The organism is bacterium (Candidatus Blackallbacteria) CG13_big_fil_rev_8_21_14_2_50_49_14, assembly GCA_002783405.1.
GTDB lineage: Bacteria > Cyanobacteriota > Sericytochromatia > UBA7694 > UBA7694.
Genome location: PFGG01000048.1, coordinates 26,781 through 50,097, shown reverse-complemented (window position 1 = coordinate 50,097; position 23,317 = coordinate 26,781). Strand labels below are relative to the sequence as shown.

Annotated in this window: 24 protein-coding genes and 1 tRNA gene; 11 read left to right on the top strand and 14 right to left on the bottom strand. The window is 49.2% G+C overall.

The window, feature by feature from the left end; translation table 11 throughout:
- Nucleotides 1–292 precede the first annotated feature (292 nt).
- Complete coding sequence (locus COW20_11835; GenBank protein ID PIW47726.1) at nucleotides 293–1,108, bottom strand: hypothetical protein; 816 nt, start codon at nucleotides 1,106–1,108, stop codon at nucleotides 293–295.
- Nucleotides 1,109–1,365: 257 nt separating this feature from the next.
- On the opposite strand from COW20_11835, the gene COW20_11830 reads away from it, so the two are divergent.
- The 3 genes from COW20_11830 to COW20_11820 all read left to right on the top strand — a co-directional run bounded on the left by COW20_11830 (nucleotide 1,366) and on the right by COW20_11820 (nucleotide 4,125).
- Nucleotides 1,366–2,694, top strand: coding sequence for a hypothetical protein (locus COW20_11830; protein ID PIW47725.1), 1,329 nt, complete (start codon nucleotides 1,366–1,368; stop codon nucleotides 2,692–2,694).
- Between the two features lie 139 nt (nucleotides 2,695–2,833).
- A complete protein-coding gene (locus COW20_11825; protein PIW47724.1) occupies nucleotides 2,834–3,721 on the top strand; it encodes a hypothetical protein in 888 nt (295 codons plus the stop codon).
- 53 nt (nucleotides 3,722–3,774) lie between these two features.
- Nucleotides 3,775–4,125: a hypothetical protein gene (locus tag COW20_11820; protein ID PIW47723.1), complete on the top strand. Its 351-nt coding sequence runs from the start codon at nucleotides 3,775–3,777 to the stop codon at nucleotides 4,123–4,125.
- Between the two features lie 135 nt (nucleotides 4,126–4,260).
- Here COW20_11820 and rpmG read toward each other — a convergent pair whose 3' ends face one another.
- The 9 genes from rpmG to COW20_11775 form a co-directional block, all read right to left on the bottom strand.
- A complete protein-coding gene (gene rpmG / locus COW20_11815) occupies nucleotides 4,261–4,422 on the bottom strand; it encodes a 50S ribosomal protein L33 (GenBank protein ID PIW47722.1) in 162 nt (53 codons plus the stop codon).
- A gap of 40 nt (nucleotides 4,423–4,462) precedes the next feature.
- Nucleotides 4,463–4,705 (bottom strand): 50S ribosomal protein L28, encoded by a 243-nt coding sequence (gene rpmB / locus COW20_11810; GenBank protein ID PIW47721.1) that lies wholly within the window; start codon nucleotides 4,703–4,705, stop codon nucleotides 4,463–4,465.
- An 11-nt stretch (nucleotides 4,706–4,716) separates the two neighbouring features.
- Nucleotides 4,717–4,899 carry a hypothetical protein gene (locus COW20_11805; protein ID PIW47720.1) on the bottom strand — a complete coding sequence of 61 codons (183 nt, stop codon included), beginning with the start codon at nucleotides 4,897–4,899 and terminating at the stop codon, nucleotides 4,717–4,719.
- Nucleotides 4,900–5,016: 117 nt separating this feature from the next.
- Nucleotides 5,017–6,024 carry an NAD(P)/FAD-dependent oxidoreductase gene (locus COW20_11800; GenBank protein ID PIW47719.1) on the bottom strand — a complete coding sequence of 336 codons (1,008 nt, stop codon included), beginning with the start codon at nucleotides 6,022–6,024 and terminating at the stop codon, nucleotides 5,017–5,019.
- Nucleotides 6,025–6,071: 47 nt separating this feature from the next.
- Nucleotides 6,072–6,455: a hypothetical protein gene (locus COW20_11795; GenBank protein PIW47718.1), complete on the bottom strand. Its 384-nt coding sequence runs from the start codon at nucleotides 6,453–6,455 to the stop codon at nucleotides 6,072–6,074.
- Nucleotides 6,456–7,019, bottom strand: a complete 564-nt coding sequence (locus COW20_11790) for a hypothetical protein (GenBank protein ID PIW47717.1) — start codon at nucleotides 7,017–7,019, stop codon at nucleotides 6,456–6,458.
- An 88-nt stretch (nucleotides 7,020–7,107) separates the two neighbouring features.
- Complete coding sequence (locus tag COW20_11785; protein ID PIW47716.1) at nucleotides 7,108–7,875, bottom strand: hypothetical protein; 768 nt, start codon at nucleotides 7,873–7,875, stop codon at nucleotides 7,108–7,110.
- Between the two features lie 4 nt (nucleotides 7,876–7,879).
- Entirely contained in the window at nucleotides 7,880–8,986 is a 1,107-nt protein-coding gene (locus tag COW20_11780) for a hypothetical protein (protein PIW47715.1), read from the bottom strand.
- Between the two features lie 99 nt (nucleotides 8,987–9,085).
- Entirely contained in the window at nucleotides 9,086–9,640 is a 555-nt protein-coding gene (locus COW20_11775; protein PIW47714.1) for a hypothetical protein, read from the bottom strand.
- Between the two features lie 132 nt (nucleotides 9,641–9,772).
- Here COW20_11775 and COW20_11770 point away from each other — a divergent pair, with 132 nt between their 5' ends.
- From COW20_11770 to COW20_11745, 6 genes are all read left to right on the top strand, one after another.
- A complete protein-coding gene (locus COW20_11770) occupies nucleotides 9,773–10,270 on the top strand; it encodes a hypothetical protein (protein PIW47713.1) in 498 nt (165 codons plus the stop codon).
- A 1-nt stretch (nucleotide 10,271) separates the two neighbouring features.
- The gene (locus COW20_11765; GenBank protein ID PIW47712.1) at nucleotides 10,272–10,619 is read left to right on the top strand and encodes a hypothetical protein; all 348 of its coding nucleotides are present in this window, start codon (nucleotides 10,272–10,274) and stop codon (nucleotides 10,617–10,619) included.
- A 178-nt stretch (nucleotides 10,620–10,797) separates the two neighbouring features.
- Nucleotides 10,798–10,870, top strand: a tRNA-Lys gene (locus tag COW20_11760).
- 128 nt (nucleotides 10,871–10,998) lie between these two features.
- Complete coding sequence (locus tag COW20_11755) at nucleotides 10,999–12,354, top strand: transcription termination factor Rho (GenBank protein PIW47711.1); 1,356 nt, start codon at nucleotides 10,999–11,001, stop codon at nucleotides 12,352–12,354.
- Nucleotides 12,355–12,375: 21 nt separating this feature from the next.
- Complete coding sequence (locus COW20_11750) at nucleotides 12,376–13,815, top strand: 23S rRNA (uracil(1939)-C(5))-methyltransferase RlmD (protein PIW47710.1); 1,440 nt, start codon at nucleotides 12,376–12,378, stop codon at nucleotides 13,813–13,815.
- 66 nt (nucleotides 13,816–13,881) lie between these two features.
- A complete protein-coding gene (locus COW20_11745) occupies nucleotides 13,882–16,224 on the top strand; it encodes a hypothetical protein (protein ID PIW47709.1) in 2,343 nt (780 codons plus the stop codon).
- A gap of 2 nt (nucleotides 16,225–16,226) precedes the next feature.
- On the opposite strand, the gene COW20_11740 is transcribed toward COW20_11745, so the two are convergent.
- Entirely contained in the window at nucleotides 16,227–17,750 is a 1,524-nt protein-coding gene (locus COW20_11740) for a hypothetical protein (protein ID PIW47708.1), read from the bottom strand.
- A 141-nt stretch (nucleotides 17,751–17,891) separates the two neighbouring features.
- Here COW20_11740 and COW20_11735 point away from each other — a divergent pair, with 141 nt between their 5' ends.
- Nucleotides 17,892–19,289, top strand: a complete 1,398-nt coding sequence (locus tag COW20_11735; GenBank protein PIW47729.1) for a glycosyl transferase — start codon at nucleotides 17,892–17,894, stop codon at nucleotides 19,287–19,289.
- 213 nt (nucleotides 19,290–19,502) lie between these two features.
- On the top strand, nucleotides 19,503–20,726 hold the full coding sequence (locus COW20_11730; protein ID PIW47707.1) for a hypothetical protein: 1,224 nt from the start codon (nucleotides 19,503–19,505) through the stop codon (nucleotides 20,724–20,726).
- A gap of 61 nt (nucleotides 20,727–20,787) precedes the next feature.
- Here the strand turns inward: COW20_11730 and COW20_11725 are convergent, their stop codons facing one another.
- From COW20_11725 to COW20_11715, 3 genes are all read right to left on the bottom strand, one after another.
- Nucleotides 20,788–21,882: a hypothetical protein gene (locus COW20_11725; protein PIW47706.1), complete on the bottom strand. Its 1,095-nt coding sequence runs from the start codon at nucleotides 21,880–21,882 to the stop codon at nucleotides 20,788–20,790.
- A 97-nt stretch (nucleotides 21,883–21,979) separates the two neighbouring features.
- Nucleotides 21,980–23,116: a hypothetical protein gene (locus tag COW20_11720; GenBank protein ID PIW47705.1), complete on the bottom strand. Its 1,137-nt coding sequence runs from the start codon at nucleotides 23,114–23,116 to the stop codon at nucleotides 21,980–21,982.
- A gap of 14 nt (nucleotides 23,117–23,130) precedes the next feature.
- Nucleotides 23,131–23,313 carry a hypothetical protein gene (locus COW20_11715; protein PIW47704.1) on the bottom strand — a complete coding sequence of 61 codons (183 nt, stop codon included), beginning with the start codon at nucleotides 23,311–23,313 and terminating at the stop codon, nucleotides 23,131–23,133.
- Nucleotides 23,314–23,317 lie beyond the last annotated feature (4 nt).

Sequence of the window (23,317 nt, the reverse complement as noted above, 5' to 3'; positions counted from 1 at the left end):
TAAGCTTTGTTCCTTGACAATAGAATCGACATGAGGTTGTTGCGCTGAAATCCCGCGCAACGTAAAGTCGCTTGGGTGTCCTTGAGATAGGAAAATACCGAGAGCTTCGCTCTCATGGCCCGGACGGGGCCTTGTGCAGCGAACGTAACGGGTTGCCGTATGCGTTTGCACAGAAGCCGCTGCTGCTTTAGCTGGCGGAGTCGTCACACAGTATCCTCTTTCAGTCATTTAAAAAGTGCGGATTCATTATGACATACTTGCCGATCCAGCGTCATTTTATTGCCGTTGGAATTCAGTCAGAATTCAGAGCCTTGCTTGGCCTGAGCCAAAGAGCCGGGGCCTTGAGATAGGCCGCAAAACAGAGAACCAAAAGTAAAAACGTGAAGAATAAATCCTGAAGGGGCTCCCAAGTTCCACTTTGGGTCTTGAGCCCCCCTTGTGAAGCCAAAACAAGCAGCCCCCAAACCCACCCTGCATGCAGCCCCCAAGCCCAACCCAAATGGCTTGTCAGCAAACGGGTCTGTCCTAAAAAAAAGCCCAAAAGAAAAAGATTAAAGGCCACTTCAAAATGCTGCCAACTGGCTCCGTGAACAGCTGAAAAACACAGCGCCTGAAAAGCCAATGCTGGCAAAGGTTTGAAATCAAGAAAAAGATTCAGCAGCAAGCCGCGAAACAAAACCTCTTCGGCTCCCACCAAGGCCAAAGCTGGCAACAAAAAAATCAAGAACAGAGGCCCATCTTTGGCTAAAAGAAACGGAAAACTTAAGAGTCCTTGAGCAGAAGCACGCATACAAAAACCGAGAAAGAGCAAAAGCCCGGCTCCCAAAGCCAGCGGTAATTGACGCCAGACAATTCGTGAAAGGCCCCAATCAGACCATTTCTCTTTTCTCAAACGACGAAAAAGGGATAAAACAGCGATCAGCCCCCCATAAAGCCCCACAAGATAAATATTTTGCCAAAGTGTTGGAATAGGTCTTCCATTGAGCAGATCCTCAATGCTTATCTGCGAAAAATACAAAAGAGTCCCTCCCCAGCCCAAAATAAGCAAACAAAGAGTGAGAATAAATATCAGAAACTGAAATATGGCGGGATAACGGAAAAATAACATAGGTAAAAACTTTTCTTAGCAAGCTAGTTTTAGCGCCCCATCTCAACCGGGCAAAACAGCGACAACAAATTTCAAAGGGCACCAGCTATCGCTCTCCTGTTACAATAATATCAGTCTCGCCAGAGCTCAACTGAGAAATCAGTCTCGCCAGAGCTCAACTGAGAAATCAGTCTCGCCAGAGCTCAACTGAGAAACCCGTCTCACCAAAGCTCAACCGAGAAACCCGTCTCGCAAGAGTTCAACCGAAAGGAGAGGAAATGTCACAGGCAAAATCAGATTTGGAAATCAGCCGCTTGCTGGTAGCCAAAGGCTTGATTACCCAAAATCAATTGACCACCGCATTGGAGTATCAGTGTCGTTTACCTCCCGGTCAGTACGTGCTTTTGCCTCAAATCCTCGTCGACTTTGAATTTGTTACCGAAGCCCAAATTCGCAGCGCCCTGGGCGAAGAATATAACGCCATGGAAGACCCGATTGCGCAAATCCTGATTCAGGAAGGCATTATCTCTTCTCAGCAATTGGAACAGGCCATGGGCGTTCTCAATGCTTTTGCCACGCAACATGTGGTCGATATTCTGGTGGATTTGGGATTGGTTTCTGCGAAACAAATTGAACAGGCCATTTCAAATTATCAACTGACACAGAGTAAAAGCACGACCTTTAGCAGCCAATCAAGCCAAAAGGGCTTGGAACCCACCAAAGAGAAAACGCATTCAGAAACGCCTGAAAAGAATACGGTTCCCGATACCTCCTCCCCTATCCATTTACCCTTGGGCCGCATTCTCATGGCCAAAGGCTGGATTCGTCAGGAAGAACTTGATGACGCCTTGGAATACCAAAAACGCTTGCCCAAAGTCATGCACAAGCCCATTGGTGAAATTTTAATGCAACAGGGCTATATCACCCCCCAACAACTCGAAGAAGCGCTTGCTGAACAACCTCCCAAAACTCAAAACAGGGTAGGAGATCGTCTCGTTGAAGCCGGTATTATCGACAAAGCTCAGTTGGCACATGCCATGCGTTTACAGTTCAGTCCAGAACATGCGCATAAAAAATTAGGGGTGCTTCTATTGGAATTGGGATATACCACCCGAGAAGCGATTGAGGCCGTGCTGGTGCCTGGAAGCGCCCCCTCCCTCCCCCCTGTAGCTCCCCAAGTGCCGCCAAAACCCCCAGCAGTTCAGCCTCCTCCCTCCAATTCCCCCAAACCTTTGGGACAAATTTTATTGGAGAAAGGGGATATCAACCAAGCGCAACTCGACGCCGCCTTGAATTTTCAGAAACAGGAAACAGGCAAAGGGTACCGTCCACTGGGAGATATTCTCGTTTTAATGGGAGCGATTAACGAAACCCAATTGCAAGAGGCCCTCGCCGACCAGCCCGCCTTTCATCAGGAACCCATCGGCCAGATTTTAATCCGGCAGGGTGTGATTCAGGAATGGCAACTGGCCCATGCCCTCTGTGTTCAGCATGAGCCTGGCCGCCCACATCAAAACCTAGGCCCCTTACTGGTTGAATTGGGCTATACCAGCCAAGAAATAATCGAAGCAGCCCTGATCAAAAACCTGCGCCAAAAAAGAACTTAAACAACTGACTGACGGGCTCAAAGCCCTTTGCCCCAAAAGTTTGAGTTTGTTAAACGCTTTGCGATCAAATTCGCAGAATTCTTAATCAGGCTATAATAGACTCAGGATGTAATCCTTTTGAAAAGGTAAGGACTAGATTTTGCTGCCTAAACGAACTGAATCGATCGATCGTATTTTGCTGGAGAAGGGGCTCATCACCCCCGAACAACTAACCTCAGCTCTTCAGTATCAGTGTCGGCTTCCGCGAGGTCAGGAAATGACATTGGCTGAGGTCGTCGTCGCGCTTGAATTTGTTTCTGAAGATGAGATTCAAGTTGCTCTGGGCGAAAAACCCCCCATTGAAGATGTTCTTCTGCAACAGCTCATCAAAGACGGACTGATTCAGCAAAGTCAGCTTGAAGATGCCTTGAAAAACAGAGAGTCCAGTGGCGAAGAAAAACGCATGGGCACCGTCTTGCTGGAAATGGGTTATACCACCAAAGAAATGATTGAAGCCGCGCTTCAGCATTACTATAAAAAACAGCCGCATACATCCAGCACCCCCAGCTACAACACCCCGCCCACCGTCAACACAGCGGAACAATTCGTTCAGCCTCAAGCACCTCAACCCCCAACTTCTCAAAACGAAGAAGAAAACACGCCTTTGGGCCAAGCCTTGATCCGCAAAGGCTATATCACGGCAGAAGAACTTCAGGACGCCATTGATTACCAATTCCGCTTGCCGCGTATTCTGCATAAGCCGATCGGTGAAATTCTGGTCTTATTGGGTTATATCAGTCAATCACAGTTAAATGAAACCCTTAAAGAACAAAGTGCCCCCGCCAGTGATTCTCTTGGGCAAGTACTCGTGACCCTGGGAATTATTCAACAATGGCAGCTTTCCCATGTTTTAACGCTCAAATACCAACCCGAGCATGCCCACAAAAAAGTAGGCACCCTATTGGTTGAAATGGGCTATGCCCGTCGCCATGAAATTGAAGCGGGAATGAAAGAATATTTGGCACGTCAACAGCAAAGATCTAACTGATTCATGTTTTAAAACAGGCTCTACAGGGTAAAATTGAATCAGTAACAGGGTAAATGCAAGGACAGAAAATGACAAGCACACAAGGTTTAACCGACGAACAGGTAGAAGAATTACTCCACGCCCTCTTGGATTTTCACAGTTTGTTGGTGGGATTAACCGATCGCTTTCATTCCCGTTTGGCCCAACTTGAACAACAATTTTCACAGGAGCGTTCGGCAGCACCTGTTTTGGGCCAACCCATTCCAAGCGGCCCATTGCCACGCCCTGAAACAAGAGCCGCAGAACCCGAGACTCAAAGTACACCCGGTTCTATTTCACTTCTGAAAGAACTGGAAGATGAAGTTTTCGAACCTGATACGGGTGAGGAATTTGCAATCGTCGATTTCGATGACGACGAGTTCTAATTCCTGTCCCCGACGGTTTTAGTTCAAACAAAAAGATTTCTTTTGCTCTCTCAAGACATTCAGATCCAAATCCCAAATGAAAACCGACCCCCGAAAGGGTCGGTAAAACATGGAATTGGACAAAACGCCCAAAAACTATTTTTCTTCTTTGAAGTTTACATGGCGACGCACTACGGGATCGTACTTTTTGAGTTCAAGACGATCAGGAGTATTGCGCTTGTTCTTCATGGTGTAATAACAAAAGTGGCTCTCAGAACTTTTCAGTTTAATCTGTAATCGTGCCGCTGCTTTGGCCATGATCTGCTTTCCTTTCAGTAGGTTTGGGCGTTATGCCTGTTTATTTCTGGACCAGGGCAGAATCAGCCCCATACCGGCGAATCGTGGACAGCAAACCATATTTGGTAATGGTTTTCATGACCTTGGTAGAAACACGCAGGCGCACCCAGCGCTTTTCTTCAGGAATCCAGAAACGTTTCCACTGCAGGTTGGCTTGCTGACGATGCTTGGTCTTCCGGTTGGAGTGGCTGACTCGGTTGGCATTGTTATATCTTTTGCCGGAAATGTCACACGCTCTCATGATGCATCGTTCCTTTAAAAATTCATTAATTTGAAGTTAAAACTATAACACAGATTTTCTTTTTCGTCAAAAGGAAACACAGAAATCTTGGCGCTTTCGATCGGCGCTTCAGAGACGTAATTCCACCGTAGTTTTCTACGTATTTGGACACTTTCTGGAAATTCTTCGATGAGATCTTCATGTATGAGGATCTTCAAGCAGATTCTCCAGGCACTGTCCAAGCAACAAAACAGAATATCTGGAATGAAGTTTCAGATCAGGATACCAGATCCTGATCCAAAAACGGTAGCATTTGTAAAAGAATCTCGCAAAGATCAGCTTCCCTTTAATTTGGCAAGCCGCTTTTCTCTGCGCAAACGGCTGTCGATCTCTTCAATCGCAATCACGGCTTCTTCCCAAGCCGTATAAAGCTGCATCTTCGTGCCGGCGACCAGATCTCCCACTGCAAAGATACCGGAGACAGACGATTCAAATTTGGCCGAGGTATGGATCCGGCCATCGCTTTCAAGCTCGGCTCCCAAATCGGCCAATAGTCGATTGTAGACCAGACTGCCCAGGGCCACCAAAGCACAGGTAGTGGCAACAGAGGTTCCATCAGCCAGCACAAATCCCTCTAAGCCGGTTTTGGGATCGCCCAGAATTGCGTGAATGACCTCTGAATAGACCTCCATGCCATAGGCTTTGACGATTCGCCAGGCTTCTTCAGAAAAAATCGGCTCTGCACCATGGGTGAATAGCTTGATCTGCTCATGTCCATAGCGCTCATGCATCATGGCTGCAATATACACTCCCTTCTCCTGATGGGAAATGACCGAAAGCTGTTTACCCAAGGTGCGGTGTCCATCACAGCGAATACAGTACAAAACATGGCCTTGATTGGCGAAGGGCAAAATCGGTAGGATCGAACCGCCAATTTCAGGCTGAATATCCATCACCCCCGTCGCCAGCACCACATAACGGGCCAGGAGGGTGTGCTCAATTCCTTTCAGCTCATAGTGCAAGCAAAAAACAGAATCCTGCGGCACAATCCGGGTCACCATGCCATTGATCACAGTTCCACAGGCAGCCAGTTGAGGTTGAGATTCAATCCACTTTAAGGTGCCTCGGGCCGTCGTCGTGATCGGGTTTTTCATGCCATGCATTCCAGGAATATTATCCACCTCTGCCACCCAAGTGGCACGCCCTTTACGACGGGTTTCAGCATTGCCCTGAAAAAGTACGGCTTGATTGCAGTTGAGAATGGCTCGCAGATAGGCCATCATGCCTGCTCCGCCAGCGCCAATTACGGCAATTTCGGCAATTTCGTGAAGAGGTTTAGTCATTTTGGGATACGCTCGCTTCTTGATTTCAAATCATGAAAGCAAGCCCTTCAAGCTGGAGGGGATTTTCTTGCGATCACTTCAATTTCTAATTTCATCTGCGGATCTAAAAGCCCAGCGATCAAGAGCGTTGCCGCAGGCTTGACCTCCCCGAGATATTTTTTCAAAACAGGCTTACAGCGCTCAAAATCCTGACGATCAGTAAAAATATAGCGCACGCTGAGAATATCTGCAAAACAAGCTCCAGCCTGAGCCAGTGTTTTTTCAATATTTTGAAAGGCCTGCTCCGCTTGTTCTAAGGGATCTGCAGCAATCGAATGGGTTGCATAATCATACCCCGTGGTGCCTGAGACGAAGATCAAATCACCGACGATTACAGCCCGAGAATAGCCTATTTCAGACTCAAAGACCGAACCACTGGAAATGCGCTGCACTCAAATTAAACGATGCGCTTTAAGCGCAGTAAGATAGGCCTGTTGCAAACGCAAAAAGCGATCATGATGGCCGCCTTGATCGGGATGCAGTTTTTTGGCCTGTACTCGGTAAGCCTGTTTGATCTCTTTCAAACTGCAGGGATGATTCAAGCCTAAAATCTGCAAGGCCTGGCGCATCGCGGGCGTACAGTCTGCCAAACCCAACTCGGTGTGACGGAAGGTTTCCATCGAAGCCAGATAGGCTTCGCGTTCTGTGGGTTTCATTTCTGCAAGCAGCTTCAGTTCACGCACAAAAACTCGGCGGTTGCTTTCAGAAAGGGTTTCAAACTGGGTGCGCAGTTCAGGGCTGAGGTATTTTTCTTCATCGGCAAATTGCTCAAGTAAATCCTGCAATTCCTGCAATTGCAATTCTGGGGTCAGGTGCAGAGACAAAGCACGGGAATGCATTTCGAGCCGGTGACGCAAATGATCCGGCAAACGGCGGCCATGATGACGCACAAAGGTGCGCACATGATCTTTGGCAACAGGCCCAGTAGGAAGTGTTTTAATGCTACGACGCGACATGCTCTGATTATACCTGGACAGACACTGTTTTACGACAGCATAGCGCAAACCCGCTAAAAAAGCCGTAACCCATGCACATTCTCAAGGTTTAAACACGCCATTCCGGTTGTGCGGGCAAATGCAGTTCACGTCGCACCTCGTCAATCGGGCGCTCAAAATAATCTTCCCACTTCAGTCCCAAAAACACAGGACATTCTTTGCCCCGGCTCCAGCCCAGAAAGATCGCGTTCATCAATTCTTCAATCCTACGTGGCTCGCGCAGAATTGCGTAGAGAAAACCAAAGCCAATCAAAAGAGCCGAAAGCGGGATATTGTTCTGTGAAAGATAAAAAGCTGAAATGGCCATTTCCCCCGTATCAATGGCAGGAAACCCCAAAACCACATGGTGAATATCGTGGGTCTGGCGGGCCCGTTTGCGCAAATAGGCGATGTCATCATCCTGGGTATCTTCCAAAGGGGGATAAAAAACCACATCCAAATGATTTTCACGCATATGGCGTGCGTAGACATGGCCCAAACTCTGTTCAGGCAAGCGCAGCAATTCATCCAAGTCAAAGGGGGCGGGCGCAAGATAACGGGTGCGCATCAGTTCTGCACAGGCCGGATCGGCATATAAGGACTCAAGCGCCACCTGAAAACTCAGATGGTTGCGAAAACTGCCCCCCTTAAAAATCGGTGAAATATCATGGGGGTTGAGAATCAATTTTGAAAAGCGCAGCAGCAAAAGAACGATATCCAGCCCCAAGCGGCCTTTGCGCTGAAATTGAACAAATGCTTTCTGAAGCCCTTCTTCCAGTTCAGGAATTTGTCCAGCCTGTGGCTTAAAATAGACCTGTTTTAAAAATGCATTGCTCATTCATTTAACCCCATCCAATTTCAAGATGAAACAATCCGGGCCGGGCCGCACCGAAATCTGCGTTACTCAATAAATATAGATCAGAAGTCGATGCAATAAAATGTTTTAGCTCATGATTCAAGGGGTCCTGCAGATCCAATGCCATTCCCAATAAAAGCGCATCTTGTTTGCGCAAACCCGCCAAAGCAGAAGAAAGCAGCACCGACAAAGCCCGGCGATGCTCGGGCGCAACACAGAGATTGAGAACCTGACATACGGGCAAAATCTGGCCTGCCCCCGGCAAAAGCGGCAGTCCCCAAACACCGTGAAAGGTATTCCAAACCGTCCGCAGACTGCGCAAGGCAAAACCAGATTGAGTCAGGCGAATCCTGCGCAAAGCCTGCTGATTCCAGACCGCAAAAAAGCCACAGAGTTCCCCTGCCTGATTACGGGCCAATAAATAATCTGAGATCTCGAGCTCTGGAACCGCCTGAATCCAAGCCAGCCAATCGTCATAACTCCAAGCCCGAGCCAAGTTCTGGCCTCGTTTGACCCGAACCCACAGCGCGTGCATTTCACGCAGGTCAGAGACCTGGGCTGGGTGGCTCTGGTAGGCACCTGGCGCTTTCAAGCACGGCAAAGCCAGAAAAAAATAAAGCCGAATCTCAGCCACTTTGCGCATTTCAGCAATGCCATCGCGGGCCAGATTGGCATTCATTTTCAGCCCCACAGGATTGTCTTTCATGACCACGGTAAAAACCGGTTGATCTGAAGCACCACGGGCCAAAGCCATAGCGTTCTGCATCAAACGATCCCCCAACCCCAAACCACGGGCCCGCTGAGAAACCCGCAAATCAGCAGTATAGGCCACCGGCTGAGGTTGGCCGCGCAACCATACCCGATCATGCACCACAGAAATGGTTCCCAGAACCTCTTTTTCAGACGAATGCGCCACTTGAATCTGGGTTTTCTCGCCCTGAAAGCGTGAAAAAGCAAAATAATCGGGCGCACGATCCAAAATATAGCTAAAAGCGGGTGTGACAACAGGCGCTTCAGCTACCAGTGCCAAAAGGCCTGTATTGTCAGCACTTGAAGCTCGGTCTAGATACAAAGATGCATTTTCCAGCCTCATGGTTTCAACGGCAAGAGCCCTTCTTGAAATAGCTCTATTATAGTAGAAGAGCTTCCTGATTTAATGCGAAGGGGTTCTTGCGCGCGCCTGGCCCGTAACTCACTCAGACCAGATTTTGCTCTGGGTCACACCATGACAGGAATTGCATTGACCCGAACTTAAAGGAGAACTCATAAACTGAGTTTTTCCTGCTCCATTGCTGACAGAAGGATACAGATCCTGCTTCAAATCCAGTGCTTTGGCCGTATAAAAATTCCCTGTCGCATCCACTGGCATTTCAAGCACCAGTGTTCCCCCGCCATTGGGCTGGGTTCGCAATTGAATCCTCCCCCCGGTTTTAACCGCTGCGCCCGCTTGATCGTAAACCGTACCTGCGGCAAAAAAAGCGTGCTCCCCTGCTGGCTGACCCGCAGAATGGCATTTCATACAATTTTGGCCTGAATTGTGGCTCTTGCTGGAAAAGCCTGAGCCCCCCTCTTCTCCCTCCGGCCCTTCATTTTCAGACTCGCCCTGCTCACCTCGCTCAGCAAAGGACTGACGTGTCGCGCTCCCCGAGTCAGAGCCATTCTCTGCACGCAGAAGAGATCCCGGACTCAAGGGCGTACAACCCAATAATAAAAAAAGTGTTAAACCTATTTGATAGTTCAACTTCATTGCGTTCCTCCATAGATTACATCCCTATTGACTTCATTTTAGGCAAGAAAAACAGAGGTTTTGGCCTTGAATTTGAACTCATCGCCCAGGATCTTTTCCTGTTCTGATCCTGTTTCAGTTAAAATACCCAGCATGTTTATGCTTCAAGCCACTGCTCAACCCGTGCTTTTTCTTCAACCCCAGGGAAAACTGCTTTTGCTGGCACATGCCCTGATGGCGATCCTGCTTTTGGGCTCAATGACACATAATTGCTTGATTACGCTGCGCTATCTCGGCGGGCATTTTGCCAAAATCAGGCTGGAAAAGCTCTATGTCAAAGTCGCTTTCGTGGCCTATCTGCTGAGCTTTGGTCTGGGTTCCCTGATCTATCCCAATTACCGCTACCATGTCAGGGCCCGCTATTTCGATCAAACCATGCCTTGGGCCAGCCAGCTTTTTGATATCAAGGAACACTGGACCGGCATTGGCTTGGCTTTGTTTATCGTCTTTTTTCTGTTTAGCCTGATTCTGAACCCCAAAGAAGATCGCACCCCTCTGTTTGTATACGTCTTTCTCTCTTTGAGCCTGACTTTGATCGTGTGGTTTGCCCTGATCAGTGGTCTCTTGCTGAGCAGCTACCGGAGTGTTTAAAATGCAACGCGAAAATTATTTTTTACTGGGAAGTCTGGCCCTCTTCAGTTTTTGCCTGAGCTATTTTCTCTCGGAGGTCTTTCCCACTCCCCTGTGGTGGTATTACCCCTTAGACCAGCACTGGGAATATGGGGTGCTCACCACCCCAGGTCTGCGCATGGGCTGGTATGGAAAAGTATTGTTCAGCTTTGAGGTCAGTCTTGCCATCTCCACACTCAGCTTCTGCTTAGTCAAACTCACACGCCGACAGACTTCGGCAAGCTTATTACAGGGCCTGAACCTGGCAGCCATGAGCATAACCGTATTCATTCTTTATTATTTTGCCCGCACCCTGATTGCCCGTATGTAAATAAGCAGACGGCCTAAGCACAGGCTCCATTTGCTTGACAGGCACTAAGGGCTGTACTAAACTACTCTATAGCTGTCAAAAGTTTTCTACTTTAGAATAGCTCATGCCGAACAGCATGTAAGCGAGCATCTGTCTCCTCATCTTGACAGAGTCCAGATCTCCCTAATTCCTGAATCGTGGGTTATTAGCTCAGTTGGTAGAGCAGCTGACTCTTAATCAGCGGGTCGTAGGTTCGAACCCTACATAACCCACTTTTTCTGGTTATTTTTTATAGTTTTGTTCAGTACTTTTCAGATCTTGTTTTCAATTCAACCCACCGGAAAAACCGGTCTTCACGGAGATATCCAAACCAATGTCATTTACAGTACCCAAGAAGGATATGAGACGGAATAACAACAATAACAGGCCCTTCAAGAAGCGCCATCCGCAACAGCACCACCATCCGCATCATACAGCCCGGCCTCAGGAATCCTACCCAGAGCCGGATCTCTCTATCCTCATGGATAAGACCCTGAAAGATCTCTATGATATCGCCCGGGGACTGTCAATTCACAACCCTCTGAAACTTCGAAAAAGTGATCTCGCGCTGCGTATTGCCCAGGCCCAAGAAGCCAGAGCGAATACGCGCAAAGGAATTCTCGAAATCATGCCCGAAGGCTATGGTTTTTTGCGCGTAAACGGTTATTTCCCAAGTTCTGATGATGTTTATATCTCTCAAGCCCAGATCAAACGCTTCAGACTGCAAACAGGCCACAACCTGGTGGGTCAGATTCGCCCTGCCAAAGAGGGAGAAAAATACGCCAGTCTGGTCAAGATTGACTCTGTCAACGATCTGGAACCCGAAAAAATTCAGCATCTGCGCCCCTTTGACAGCCTGATTCCGGTTTACCCCGAAGGCCAGATTATGCTCGAAACCCCCCGCCATGATTTATCGATGCGCTTAATGGATATTTTCAGCCCGATTGGACGGGGGCAACGTGGCTTGATCGTTTCACCGCCCAAAGCCGGTAAAACCACCCTGCTCAAAGGCATTGCCCACGCCATTGAAGCCAATCACCCTGATATTGTGCTGATTGCACTGCTGATCGACGAACGCCCTGAAGAAGTCACCGATTTCGAGCGTTCGATCAAAGGCGAAGTCGTCGCCTCAACCTTCGATCGCCTGCCCGAGCACCATACCCGCATTACTGAACTGGTACTGGAAAAGGCCAAACGTCTGGTCGAAGCGGGGCGCGATGTGGTCATTCTCTTAGATTCGATTACCCGCATGAGCCGTGCCTATAACCTGATTATCCCCCCCAGTGGCCGTACCCTTTCAGGCGGTTTGGATCCCAATGCTATGCATTCTCCCAAGCGCTTTTTTGGGGCCGCCCGTAAAGTGGAATTTGGCGGCAGTCTGACCATTCTCGCCACCGCACTGGTAGATACCGGCAGCCGCATGGACGAAGTGATCTTCGAAGAATTCAAAGGCACCGGCAATATGGAGCTGCGTCTTGATCGTAAACTGGCCGAGCGCCGCCTCTTCCCCGCAATAGATATCAAGCTCTCTGGCACCCGCAAAGAAGAGATCTTGCTCGGCAGCGATGTCTTGCGCAAAGAACACCTCTTGCGGCGTATGCTTTCCAATGCAGATACTGTGGAAGCCACCGAATTCATTCTGGAACGCTTTAAAAAGAGCAAAACCAATGATGAGTTCCTGCAAACCATTGTTGATGACAGCCTGAACCCGCTTTAAAGCCTGCGTTCAAGTTTTCACATGAAAAAACATGAAATTCTGGAACTGGAAATCAAGGGTCTGGGTCCGGCAGGTCAAGGCTTGGCCCAGCACAAGGACTGGCAGGTGCTGGTGCCCTATGCCCAGCCCGGACAAAAAGTAGCAGCCCGAATTCTCAAACGCCGACAGAAAAAGGCAGAAGCCCGACTGACGGAAGTATTGGAAACCCGCCCGGATCAAATCAAGCCTGCCTGTGCCCATTTTGGGCAACCGCCAACAGAAGCAGGAACCGGTTGTGGGGGCTGCATTTGGCAATCTGCCAGCTATGCTTTGCAACTGGAGTGGAAACACCAGATTGTTACGCAGCTCTTAAGCCCCCTGCTCGGCCCAGAAATGCAGATTCAGCCGGTCTTGCCCAGCCCTCAGATTTGGGGTTATCGCAATAAGTTTGAACTCAGCTTTGGCGATAAAATCTACCTCTCAGACGAAAACTACCAGCGCTTCCGGGCAGCGGGAGAACCACTTCCACGTGGCTCCTATCTGGGTTTTCACGTGCCGGGCTCCTTCGGTACCCTGGTGGATATCACAAGCTGTCAGCTCATGCCTGAACCACTGCGCAAACTGCATCAACTGGTGCGGGAAGTTTTACCCGCTTTGGGGGGAGAAGTCTACAGCCCCCGCTTTCATACAGGCTATTGGCGCCATCTGGTTTTACGCCACGGGGTACGCAGCGGCGATCTGATGCTGCATTTAAATACCGCCGCCGGCCATGCCCCCGATTGGTCACTGCTTTTAGAGAAATTAGCGTCTTTTGAGTTTCCTGGCACCCAAATCCGCAGCGTGCTTCACAGCGAACATACCGGTGATGCTCAAATCGTGGGCTACCAACCGGTAACCGTTTTGCAAGGAGAAGCCCTGATTCAGGACAGCCTCTGTGGCCTGGATTTTGAGATCTCGCCCTATGCATTTTTTCAAACCAATACCCAAGCTGCAGAAGTGCTTTATACCCAAATCCAAAAAATGGCAGCCCAGGTTCAAGCTCGCACCATTTACGATCTCTACAGTGGAACCGGCACCATTGGCATGGTTTTATCAGGTCAGGCCGAGCAGGTCTTTGGCATTGAAGAAATCGAATCGGCTGTGGCAGATGCCAAAAAAAATGCAGCGCGCAACCAAATTCAAAACTGCCATTTTCAAGCAGGCAAAGTAGAACATCTCCTGCCTGAGTTGATCGAAAAACATCCCGCCGATCTCGTGATTATTGACCCTCCACGAGCAGGTTTACACCCCAAAGCCTTAAAAACGCTCTTGCAGCTTCAAGCCCCGGCCTTGATCTATGTCTCCTGCAACCCCGCTGCCTTGGCCCGCGATCTTGAAACCCTGCTGCCTCTTTACCAAGTAGAAGCCATTCAACCTGTCGATTTGTTCCCTCAAACAGGCCATATTGAAACCATTCTCAGCCTGCGCTTGAAAAACCCGTAAAGACTTCCTGGCTCCCCTCGCACGGGACATCATGACAGGCCCTTTGTCCTGTGTTAGGATAAAGCCATGAATACAGACCCCTTTTCTGAACTCTTTGATGAAGCACAAGAAAGCGTCTTGGCTCAGGAGGAGCCCATCCTGCTTGCGGCCCCCGAGCAAGAGCATGAACCCGTGCACCTCCTGAAAGCCCGGCTTGAAATTCTGGTGCGCCATCTGCAGGCTGGAATTGTCGTGGAAACGTCTGAGCGCCGTATCACTTTGGCAAACAACAGCTTTTGCAGAATTTTTGCCTTGCCTGACGCTCCTGAAAACTTGATGGGCAAAGATGGAAACAGAGCGGCCAAAGCCTCTGCCCCCTTGTTCGCAGAACCCGAACAGTTCTTAAGCCTGACAGAAACCCATCTGCGTGAACGCGTTCCTGTTCTCAATGAAACCCTGCCCTTAAAAAATGGCAAAATTCTGGAACGCGACTACCTGCCCATTATCGAAGCGGGCCACTACCTGGGACATTTTTGGGTCTACCGTGATATCAGCCCTTTTCAACAGGAAGCAGAAAATCTTTCCTCGCTTTCCCGTTTCCCAGAAGAAAATCCCAACCCTGTTTTTCGCGTCGATCATCAAGGGCTGTTGCTTTATGCCAACCCCCATGCTCAAAAACTTTTGGATACCTGGAACTGCAAGGTGGGCCAGCCTTTTCCTGAGCCTTGGCAAGGCCCTTTACAGGAAACTTTGAATACTGAAAGTACGCGGGAGAGTGAAATTCAGCTCGATAACCGTTTTTTTCATTTTTATTTCGTGCCCGTTCAAGAACAAGGTTATGTCAATATCTACGCTTCAGATATTACTGAAAGCAAACTGGCCGAAGCTGAATTGCAGCAAGCCCGTGACCAGGCGCTTCAAGCCTCTAAAGCCAAATCTGAATTTTTGGCCACCATCAGCCATGAAATTCGCACGCCCTTGAATGCCATGATGGGCATGCTCGATTTGCTTGAAGAAACCCAGCTGGATACAGAACAAGAAAAGTATCTGAATGTCTGTAAAAACGCCAGCAGTACCCTGCTCAATCTGATCAATGATGTGCTCGATCTTTCACGGATTGAATCGGGCAAATTCACACTTGAAACCCAGAATTTCAGGTTTCGTCCGATTGTAAATGGTATTCTCACCATGTTTGAGAAACAGGCTAAAACCAAAGGTCTGACCCTGCGCGTTCAGATCGCGGATAGTTTGCCTGAACAAATCAACGGAGACCCTGGTCGTTTTCGTCAAATTTTAATGAATTTAATTGGAAATGCAGTTAAATTCACATCAAAAGGCGGTGTTACCGTTGAGATATATGATTATCAGACGCTTTCACGGGAAGGTGAAATTTGTCTGATGGTCTCTGTCCGCGATACAGGGGTGGGCATTTCTGCAGAACAGCAATCCCGTATTTTTGAAAGCTTCCGCCAGGCAGATTCATCCACCACCCGGCGCTATGGCGGAACCGGCTTGGGCCTGGCGATTACGCGTCGGCTGGTCGAGCTCTTTCGGGGGCATATCTGGGTCGAAAGCACACCCGGTATGGGAAGCACCTTTTCATGCACCCTGCGCTTTGAAAATGGGGAGGGCACGGTGCGCACAGCTCCCAAACGCCAGGGCTTGCCCAAACCACCCGCAGCGATGTCAGGCACGGCACCCGACCGTGATTTGCGCTTGCTCTTGGTGGAAGACTCTCCCGATAACCGCCTCTTGGTGCATTTATACCTCAAGGGCACCCCCCATTACAAAATTACCGATGCCCAAAACGGAGAAGAAGCCGTCCAACTCTTTACCACATCTCCCTTTGATCTGGTCTTGATGGATATTCAGATGCCGATCATGGATGGCTATACTGCCACGCGAAAAATTCGTGAATGGGAGCAAAAACAAGGTCGAAAACCGGCTCCGATTGTCGCCCTGACAGCAGATGCCCTGACCAGTGTTCGGGACGCCATTCTGGCAGCAGGCAGCAATCTCTATCTGACCAAACCCATTCGCAAACAGGATCTGCTCGATACCCTGGCCTTTCTCTCCTGCGTGGCCACAGCTGGCAGCGAACCCGCTCCAACCAGCGCTCAAGAGCTTGAGATTCAGGAAATCGACCCGGATATTTTCGAGTTGGTGCCTCAATTTCTCGATAACCGTGCCGGCGATATTCCCAAACTACGAGAACATCTCCAAAATTCCAATTTTAAAGAACTGACACGCCTGGGGCACAGCATGAAAGGCAGTGGAACCGCCTATGGTTTTCCCAAAATCACGGCCCTGGGAAAAGAACTGCAAGAAGCAGGAGAAGCCTGCGATCGCAACAAAACGCATACCCTGCTGAATGAATTGGAAACTTACTTAAGCCAGGTCAAACATTATTTTGCGCAAAAACAAGGCTGAGTTCAACCCGGCAAAAGCGCCTGACTGGCCTGTTGAATAAAACTGGAAAACCTTCGGTTGGCCAAAGCATCCTGTTGAAAAATTTTAAGAATCTGCGCGCGTGTTTCGCGCTCTGAGGTCTGAAAAAAGAATTCACTGAGGGTTTCAAGAGATTGCTCTGGGCGCATGCGGTAGAGCACCCAAATCAGAAAAAGAGGCGAACTCTTAAACTGGGGCTGAAATAATTGCGTGATCGCCTCTTGATACAACGAAGCATCAGCCTCTGGGCGCAAATTGCGGGCAATTGCCAAACGCACTTCAGAATGCGTTTCGGGCTGAAACAGAATCTGACCGACACGCCGCCAGGCCACAGCAGAACTGCGGCGATAGGCTGAACGCAGCCATTGGGGAACCTTGCTGGCAAAGGCCGAAGAACGTGCTGCCAAAACCAGCTCAGCAGAGGAATCCTGATCATAGAGCACCTGCAAAGCCAATTCTGCATGTGGGTCTTCACTGTCAGCGAAACGCTCAAGCGCTTCCAAATCGCCAATCATTTTTAAAGCCTCTGCCGCCTGTAAAGCCACCCAATGAGAGGGATCGCGCAAAAGGGGCTCTAAAAGCGCTGCATCTGTCATATCTCCATTTTGTGCCAAGGCTTTAATCGCATGCAAACGAATCACAAAATCCGCATGTTCACATTTGCTGCGAATCAAGGGCTTGTAGTCACTTTGCCCCAAACGGGCCAAAAGCTGTAAAGCCGCAACCTGCACCTCTCGCTGCGCATCTTCACGCACCAATTGAGCCGCCAGCGGAACCGCTTCCACACAACTGAGCTGGGTCAAAGCCTTGAGAATAATCGCCTGAACCCAATCTGGATATTGTTGTTCTTTAAAAAAAGCCAAAAGTTGCGTAGGTGCGCTGCGAGCCAGAGCATCCAGCATCGAAGTCAGATAAGATGCGCTCCAACTGCGAAAAAGGCCAATTTTCGCCAAAACAATCTCGAGATAACGAATCGCCCCTGTGTCGGCCAAAGAGCGGGCAGCCAACATCGCAACCACAGGCGAGGTATCGTCCATGGCTTTGACAATCAGATCCTGGTAACGATCGAACCCCATGGTATTCAGGGTTAAAATCGCACGGGCCCGCTGTTCATCGTCACCAGTTTCCATTCTGGCCGCCAAACGATCCAGATAGGGAGCAGCCATTTCACACAGGGTGGCACGGGCCTCTCCCTCCAATTTCGGCACATAGCGCATCAAATAATCCACAAAAAAAAGTTGCTCATCTGGCCCGACTTTATCGAGCAAGGCTTGGGGGGTCATAAAGCCCGCAATAATGCTAGAGGTGAGGGGATCCCACTTGGCTTCAAGCGCTTTCCATTTTTCTGCCTTGTGCGTATTGGCTTTGTGCAGACGTACGGTCAAAACAACCAATCCCAGCGCCAAAACCAATAAAAGCAAGATATAGACAGTCAAGATCAGTAAGAACTGATGTGCCCAATCACCAAAAATCCATTTGGCTAAAAATTGCGTCCAAAGCTCATTCACAACTTAATTTTCCGTTATCCAGCGAATCGATTTTTAAATCAATTCTAAATCTTTTCATCTTAAACCACAGGGGGACAATGCTATCATTGTAAACGATTTCGCAAACGAGACAGAGCAATGAAACCGATTTTTATTTTCCTGATGGTCTTGAGCATTACCAATTTGCTCTATATGTTTTTCTTAAACAGTATGTATGTGGTGACCAGCATTCTGTCCTTTGGGGCCTTGCGCAAATATTCGCGCCGTTTAAAATCTGTCAGCATTGAGTATTTGCTGACTTCAGCAGGGGCTCCGCCCATCACCATGGTGGTTCCCTCTTATAACGAAGAATCCACCTGTGTAGAATCAATACGCGCTCTGCTCAACCTGCAATACCCTGAATATGAAGTGCTGGTCGTCAATGACGGCTCCCAAGACAAAACCCTGAAGCGTCTGATTGACGCCTACGATCTGGAACCCGCCTACCGCACGCCGCTTTCCAATCTGAAAACCCAAGAAATTCACGCGGTCTATCGCAGTCTGAAATTTAGCAATCTGTGGGTGCTGGACAAAGCCAATGGAGGCAAAGCAGATGCCTTGAACGCGGGCATCAATATGTGCCAAACCCCCCTTTTCTGTGCCATTGACGCTGACAGCCTGCTGGAGCAGGATGCTCTTCTGCGCGTGGTTCGCCCCTATCTTGAAGAGAGTAAAACCGTGGCGGTAGGAGGCATTGTGCGTATTGCCAATGGTTGTGTGATCGAAAGCGGGATTGTAAAACAGGTGCGTCTGCCCAAAACCTGGCTGGCCCGCTTTCAGGCCCTGGAATATTTACGTTCGTTTCTCTCGGGTCGTATGGGTTGGAGTGTAATGGGGGGCACCCTGATTATTTCAGGTGCCTTTGGACTGTTTAAACGCTCTTTGATCGTGGATATCGGCGGCTATGCCACCGATACGGTCGGTGAAGATATGGAGCTGATTGTGCGTCTTCACCGCTATTGCCTGGAACAGAAACTCTCCTACGATATTGCCTTTATTCCAGATCCCGTGGCCTGGACCGAATGTCCTGAAGACATGAAAACCTTGGCCAACCAGCGCGACCGCTGGCAAAGAGGCTTGATGGAAGCACTTTGGATACACCGGGGCATGTTTTTTAATCCCCGCTATGGACGGATTGGGCTCTTGGCTTATCCCTATTATTTTTTCCTGGAAATGCTGGGCCCCGTGATTGAGTTAACAGGCTATCTTTCTATTTTGGTCACAGGCCTTTTGGGCATGCTTTCGGGTTCTTTTATGATGGCCTTTTTTCTGGTCGCCTTCGTCTATGGCAGCATTGTCTCGATTTTCGCAATCGCGCTTGAAGAGTTGACTTTCCGCCGCTACCTGCGCATGAAAGATTTGCTCAATCTGATTCTTGCCTCTTTGCTTGAAAGTTTTGGCTATCGCCAATTGCTCACCCTCTGGCGCGCACGGGGCATGTGGCGAAAACTCACCCGTCGCAGCCACTCTTGGGGCAAAATGGAACGCAAGGGTTTTGGGGTGCGGCAAGCCAGCCCCTGATCCAAGGCCGAGAAAGCAGCTTTCTCAGCCATCGCCATACCCTTGAACAGAGGGTCTGTGGTATACTAATTCCTTGAAGATCTTTAATACCTCAGCGGGAAAATCAAGATGAATACACTCAAACGCGTTGGAACCTGGGCCTTCCTGATCAGCAGCACTCTTTTACTGGCTGCCTGTCGCGCCAACCTGGGAAATTTCTTCGACCTCTATTAAGTGTCGTCGCCTTCTCTGCAGCAGGATTATCACCTCTCTGCTGTTACTTATCAACTGCAACGCCTGTTTGAGCTAAAATCAGGCAATTTGCTTTTTTCTGAAACAGGCAAACTGCTCGACAGCCTCAATTCAAAACAGATCCAATCCCTGCTTACCTCCAATCAAGTACAGGGTCTACAGGAAATGGGCTGCATCTACCTTTTGGTCAGACACTTCGGCAAAGCCGGTTTGACAGGTCTGGATGTAGGAACTGAAACGCTCTTCAGTATTTTTGCCCGTGAATTTGTGCCCGTACTTTGCGCCGAATTGGAAGAATTGCTCAAACAGGCCAAATTAGGCAATTATCTCTTGGCCCGCAACCTGCTGCTGCATGAAATTCAGTTTTTGGAACAGGTGATGCAGCATTTTCAAATCAGTCCCTCGGCCCAGGAAGTCAAACGCCAATTCTTTTTAAACCACAGCGGCATGTATCTTGCGCTTTTACGCCAGAACAGTCCGCAGGCAGGGATTGGCCCTCTGCTTTGGCAACTGTTAAACGAATATGGCTGGATTCAACGCTGGCAAAGTGAAACCCCCATACAACAGAGCATGCCCACCCCTCATGCAGCCCCCAAACAGGAAATCGCCCGTTATAAACTGCCTGAAACGGGCAAACTTTTATTGGCTTCGCTCGAACCCCATGAAATGCTTTCACCCGCTTACCAAGAAGCGCTCCACCACCATATCAGCCAGCGTCTGAAACAGGTCAATCTCGGTCTGAACTCAGAACTGGAAGCCGACTTTCGCGAAATCACCCAGGTGGTGATGCAATTGGCTGCCCGCAAACACCCTGCGGTCGAAAAAATCACCTCCGATCTGTTTGATACCGCCCTGCACTATCTGCCCCATGAACAACCCGCAGCCCGTGCGCTTTTTCTTTTTTGTTTAACCCAAGAGCAGGTACTGGGCACGCAAAACCTAAAATACCGCCTCAACGACTGCACCCGAGGCATTGCCGTGAGCATGGCCCGCCTGCTGGATGCCCACCCCGAATGGGAAAGTGATTTGATTTGGCCGCTCAATGCCCTGCTCGATGGGGTGATTGAAATTTATGAATCCTTTAATCTGGCAGACAATGCCCTGCGCTCATTTTCTGAAGCCTTTGTGCAGGAGCGGGAAAAACTGCTTGACCAACGCTGGCAACGGGAAAAACCTGCTATTCAGGCTGTTTTGGCTGCGATTTAGTCAGGTTTTGGCCTTTGATTTTTCAAGCCCGTATAAGACCCTTTGAAATCAAGCTTGAAATCTATTGAAATTTAAAGCCCAGATCCGCTGAAAACTTCTGTTCCCAGGTACTGTCAGCTTTGCCGCCATATTGGTATTGCTGGGTAGCCCCCACCCAGATACTCTTCTTGTCATTGACATAATAACGGCCTGAAAGACGAACACCCACATCGGTATTGGCCCAATCTGCCCCATTCTGCATGGGGTTAAAGGCATTGACCTGGGCTGTACCCTCCAGGCGATCCAAAAAGGTGACGTTTTCTTCTTTAATGCCCGTGGCTTTCACAATCGGAGCTTTCATAAAGCCCATGCTCTGTTTGGCTTCAACCACCATTTCAACGCCAACTTCATTGTTCCACTGGCGGGTAGCGGGATCATTGGTCTGCTGTATCCCAGCCCCCACTTTAACTGAATACTCACCCTGCTTATCATCGGTGGTATAGGTCACCTTGGCGCCCGTGGTTTCACGGAACTTGCGGCCCTCAATCTCGGTCAGCGGGCCTTTGGTATAAAGTGAAACATAGGGAATTTCAACTTTCAGATTGCCCTGTTCACCAATTTTATGAGCCGCTTCAGTGGTCACTTCAAGATTATTCCGTGAAATCGCGCGCTCCTGCTCCCCTTTGACAAAGGTATTGCCATACTCTAGCAAAATCCGGTTTTTCCAGCTGGTACGGCCCTCTTCGTAATCTACCTGGGCTTGAAAAGAGCCTTCTACTTTGGTGGCTGTCTTTTCTGAACCATACTGATTGGTCCAGCCTGAACTCACGGAGGTATGGTTGAGATTGCCCTGAATCGAATATTCTTTTTTCCAGGGGCTGGCCTTTTTCTCGGCTTCAGGGGTCTTGACGGCCTCAGGCTTGGGGGCTTCAGCTGCTGGCGCAGCAGGTTGGGCAGGGGTCTGCAGGCCCTGAGAAACAAAAGAAATCACAGCGGGAACAAGACTGCCTTCAAACTGCCCTTGGGTCAGGGCATCCATCAGCATTTGATTCTCTTCAGGCGAGATTTTCTGATCTTTCAAAATCTCGGCTTTGATCGGCGCAAACTCAGCAGCATTGATCTTCTGATCATTCTGCAAAGCTTGGGTCATCATTTGTCTGAGCGGCTGCAATTCCATCGTCTATCTTCCATTACCGTGATACAGATCTTATAGCCTGTTTCGCACTCTGACTGCTCTAAAGACCCGATAAATCTTTATTAAATGTGTATTAAAGCTACTTGGCTTTGGCGTCAATTCGACCCGAGGTCAAACTCTGAATATCAAAACCGAACTTTTTCAGGCCTGCGTTTTCAGAGAGCAAATCCGCCAATTGATCGGCTTTGCCTGCATATTCAATTTCGTACTGTGCTTCCTGGTTACGATAGAGTTTGCGGGTCAGTTTACGAATCCCGCTGACCTTGCGCATGGCTTCCTGAAACTGCTTTTCACGGGCAAAGCTCAGGCCTTTGACCACCAACTGCACGTGCTGGGTGGTAGAAGCAGGCAATTTGGCGACCTGAACCGAAAAATAATGGCCCGCTGCGCTTGCCGCTTTTTCAATCGCCTTGGCTTCAGCAATCGCCTGAGTGGAACCCCCAGCCACGCCATTAAAGGATTTAGCCGCTAAAATCTCACCCGTATCGACCCGAATCGCGCGGGCATCGATCCGGCCTTCGGTCAGAATGGTCTTAATGCCGCCATAGGTTTCCATGGCACCGGTTTCAGTCGGACGGGTAAAAGTTTTGCCAGCCAGCAGCACGTCTACACCACTGTCACGTAAAACAGGCAGAGCCGCCATATAATTGCCCTTGAGAATCTGATTCATGATCGCTGGCTGGTTGAGTTGCACCAGAGCATTTTCATCTGCCACTTTAAAGCCCATTTCAAGAATAGAGCTATTGAGCTGGGTTCTGGCGGATTCTGTAGATTCCTGTGCGGTTTTGCCATCGGGGGGGGCCAAAACCACAGCCACTGTCCATTCACGCAGAAGGCCCATTTTCGCCAATTGTTCCACCAAAGGCTCAACTCCCACAGTCGCCTGAAGTTTTACCTTGTAGATCTGGCCCTGGGCCTGTTCAGAAATGATTTTATAACCGCTGACAAAACCACTGGCCTTGGTCAGGATATTGTCTTTGACCACCACAGCATTCTCAACCAGGGTTTCAGAAACCACATAGACGCCCAAAGCCTGTTCCACGGCCAGACGGTTGGCCTGTGCGATGGCCTGCTCACGGGCTGTCGCACGTGAGGATTCGATCGCAGCTTCGCCTTCAACCGTCACCACCTGACTTTCCTGCACTGCTGCCGTAACAGGCAGGCTGCAAGCCAAAACCAAGAGTGAAGTCATGAGCATCTTGTGGAGTTTTTTCATGGAGAAGATCCTTTTTAGCTTTTATAAAATACAGAAACGGTGGTGTTTCCGCAAAGATCACCGTCTTCATCGGCTACGGCACTTTCGCTCTGAGTAATACGGACGATTTCCAGCTCAGGATGTTCCCCGAACCACTCATTCAATGCCACTTGCAATTCTTCGGCGTCTCCCGCCTCAAAAATACGAACCTGATACATAACT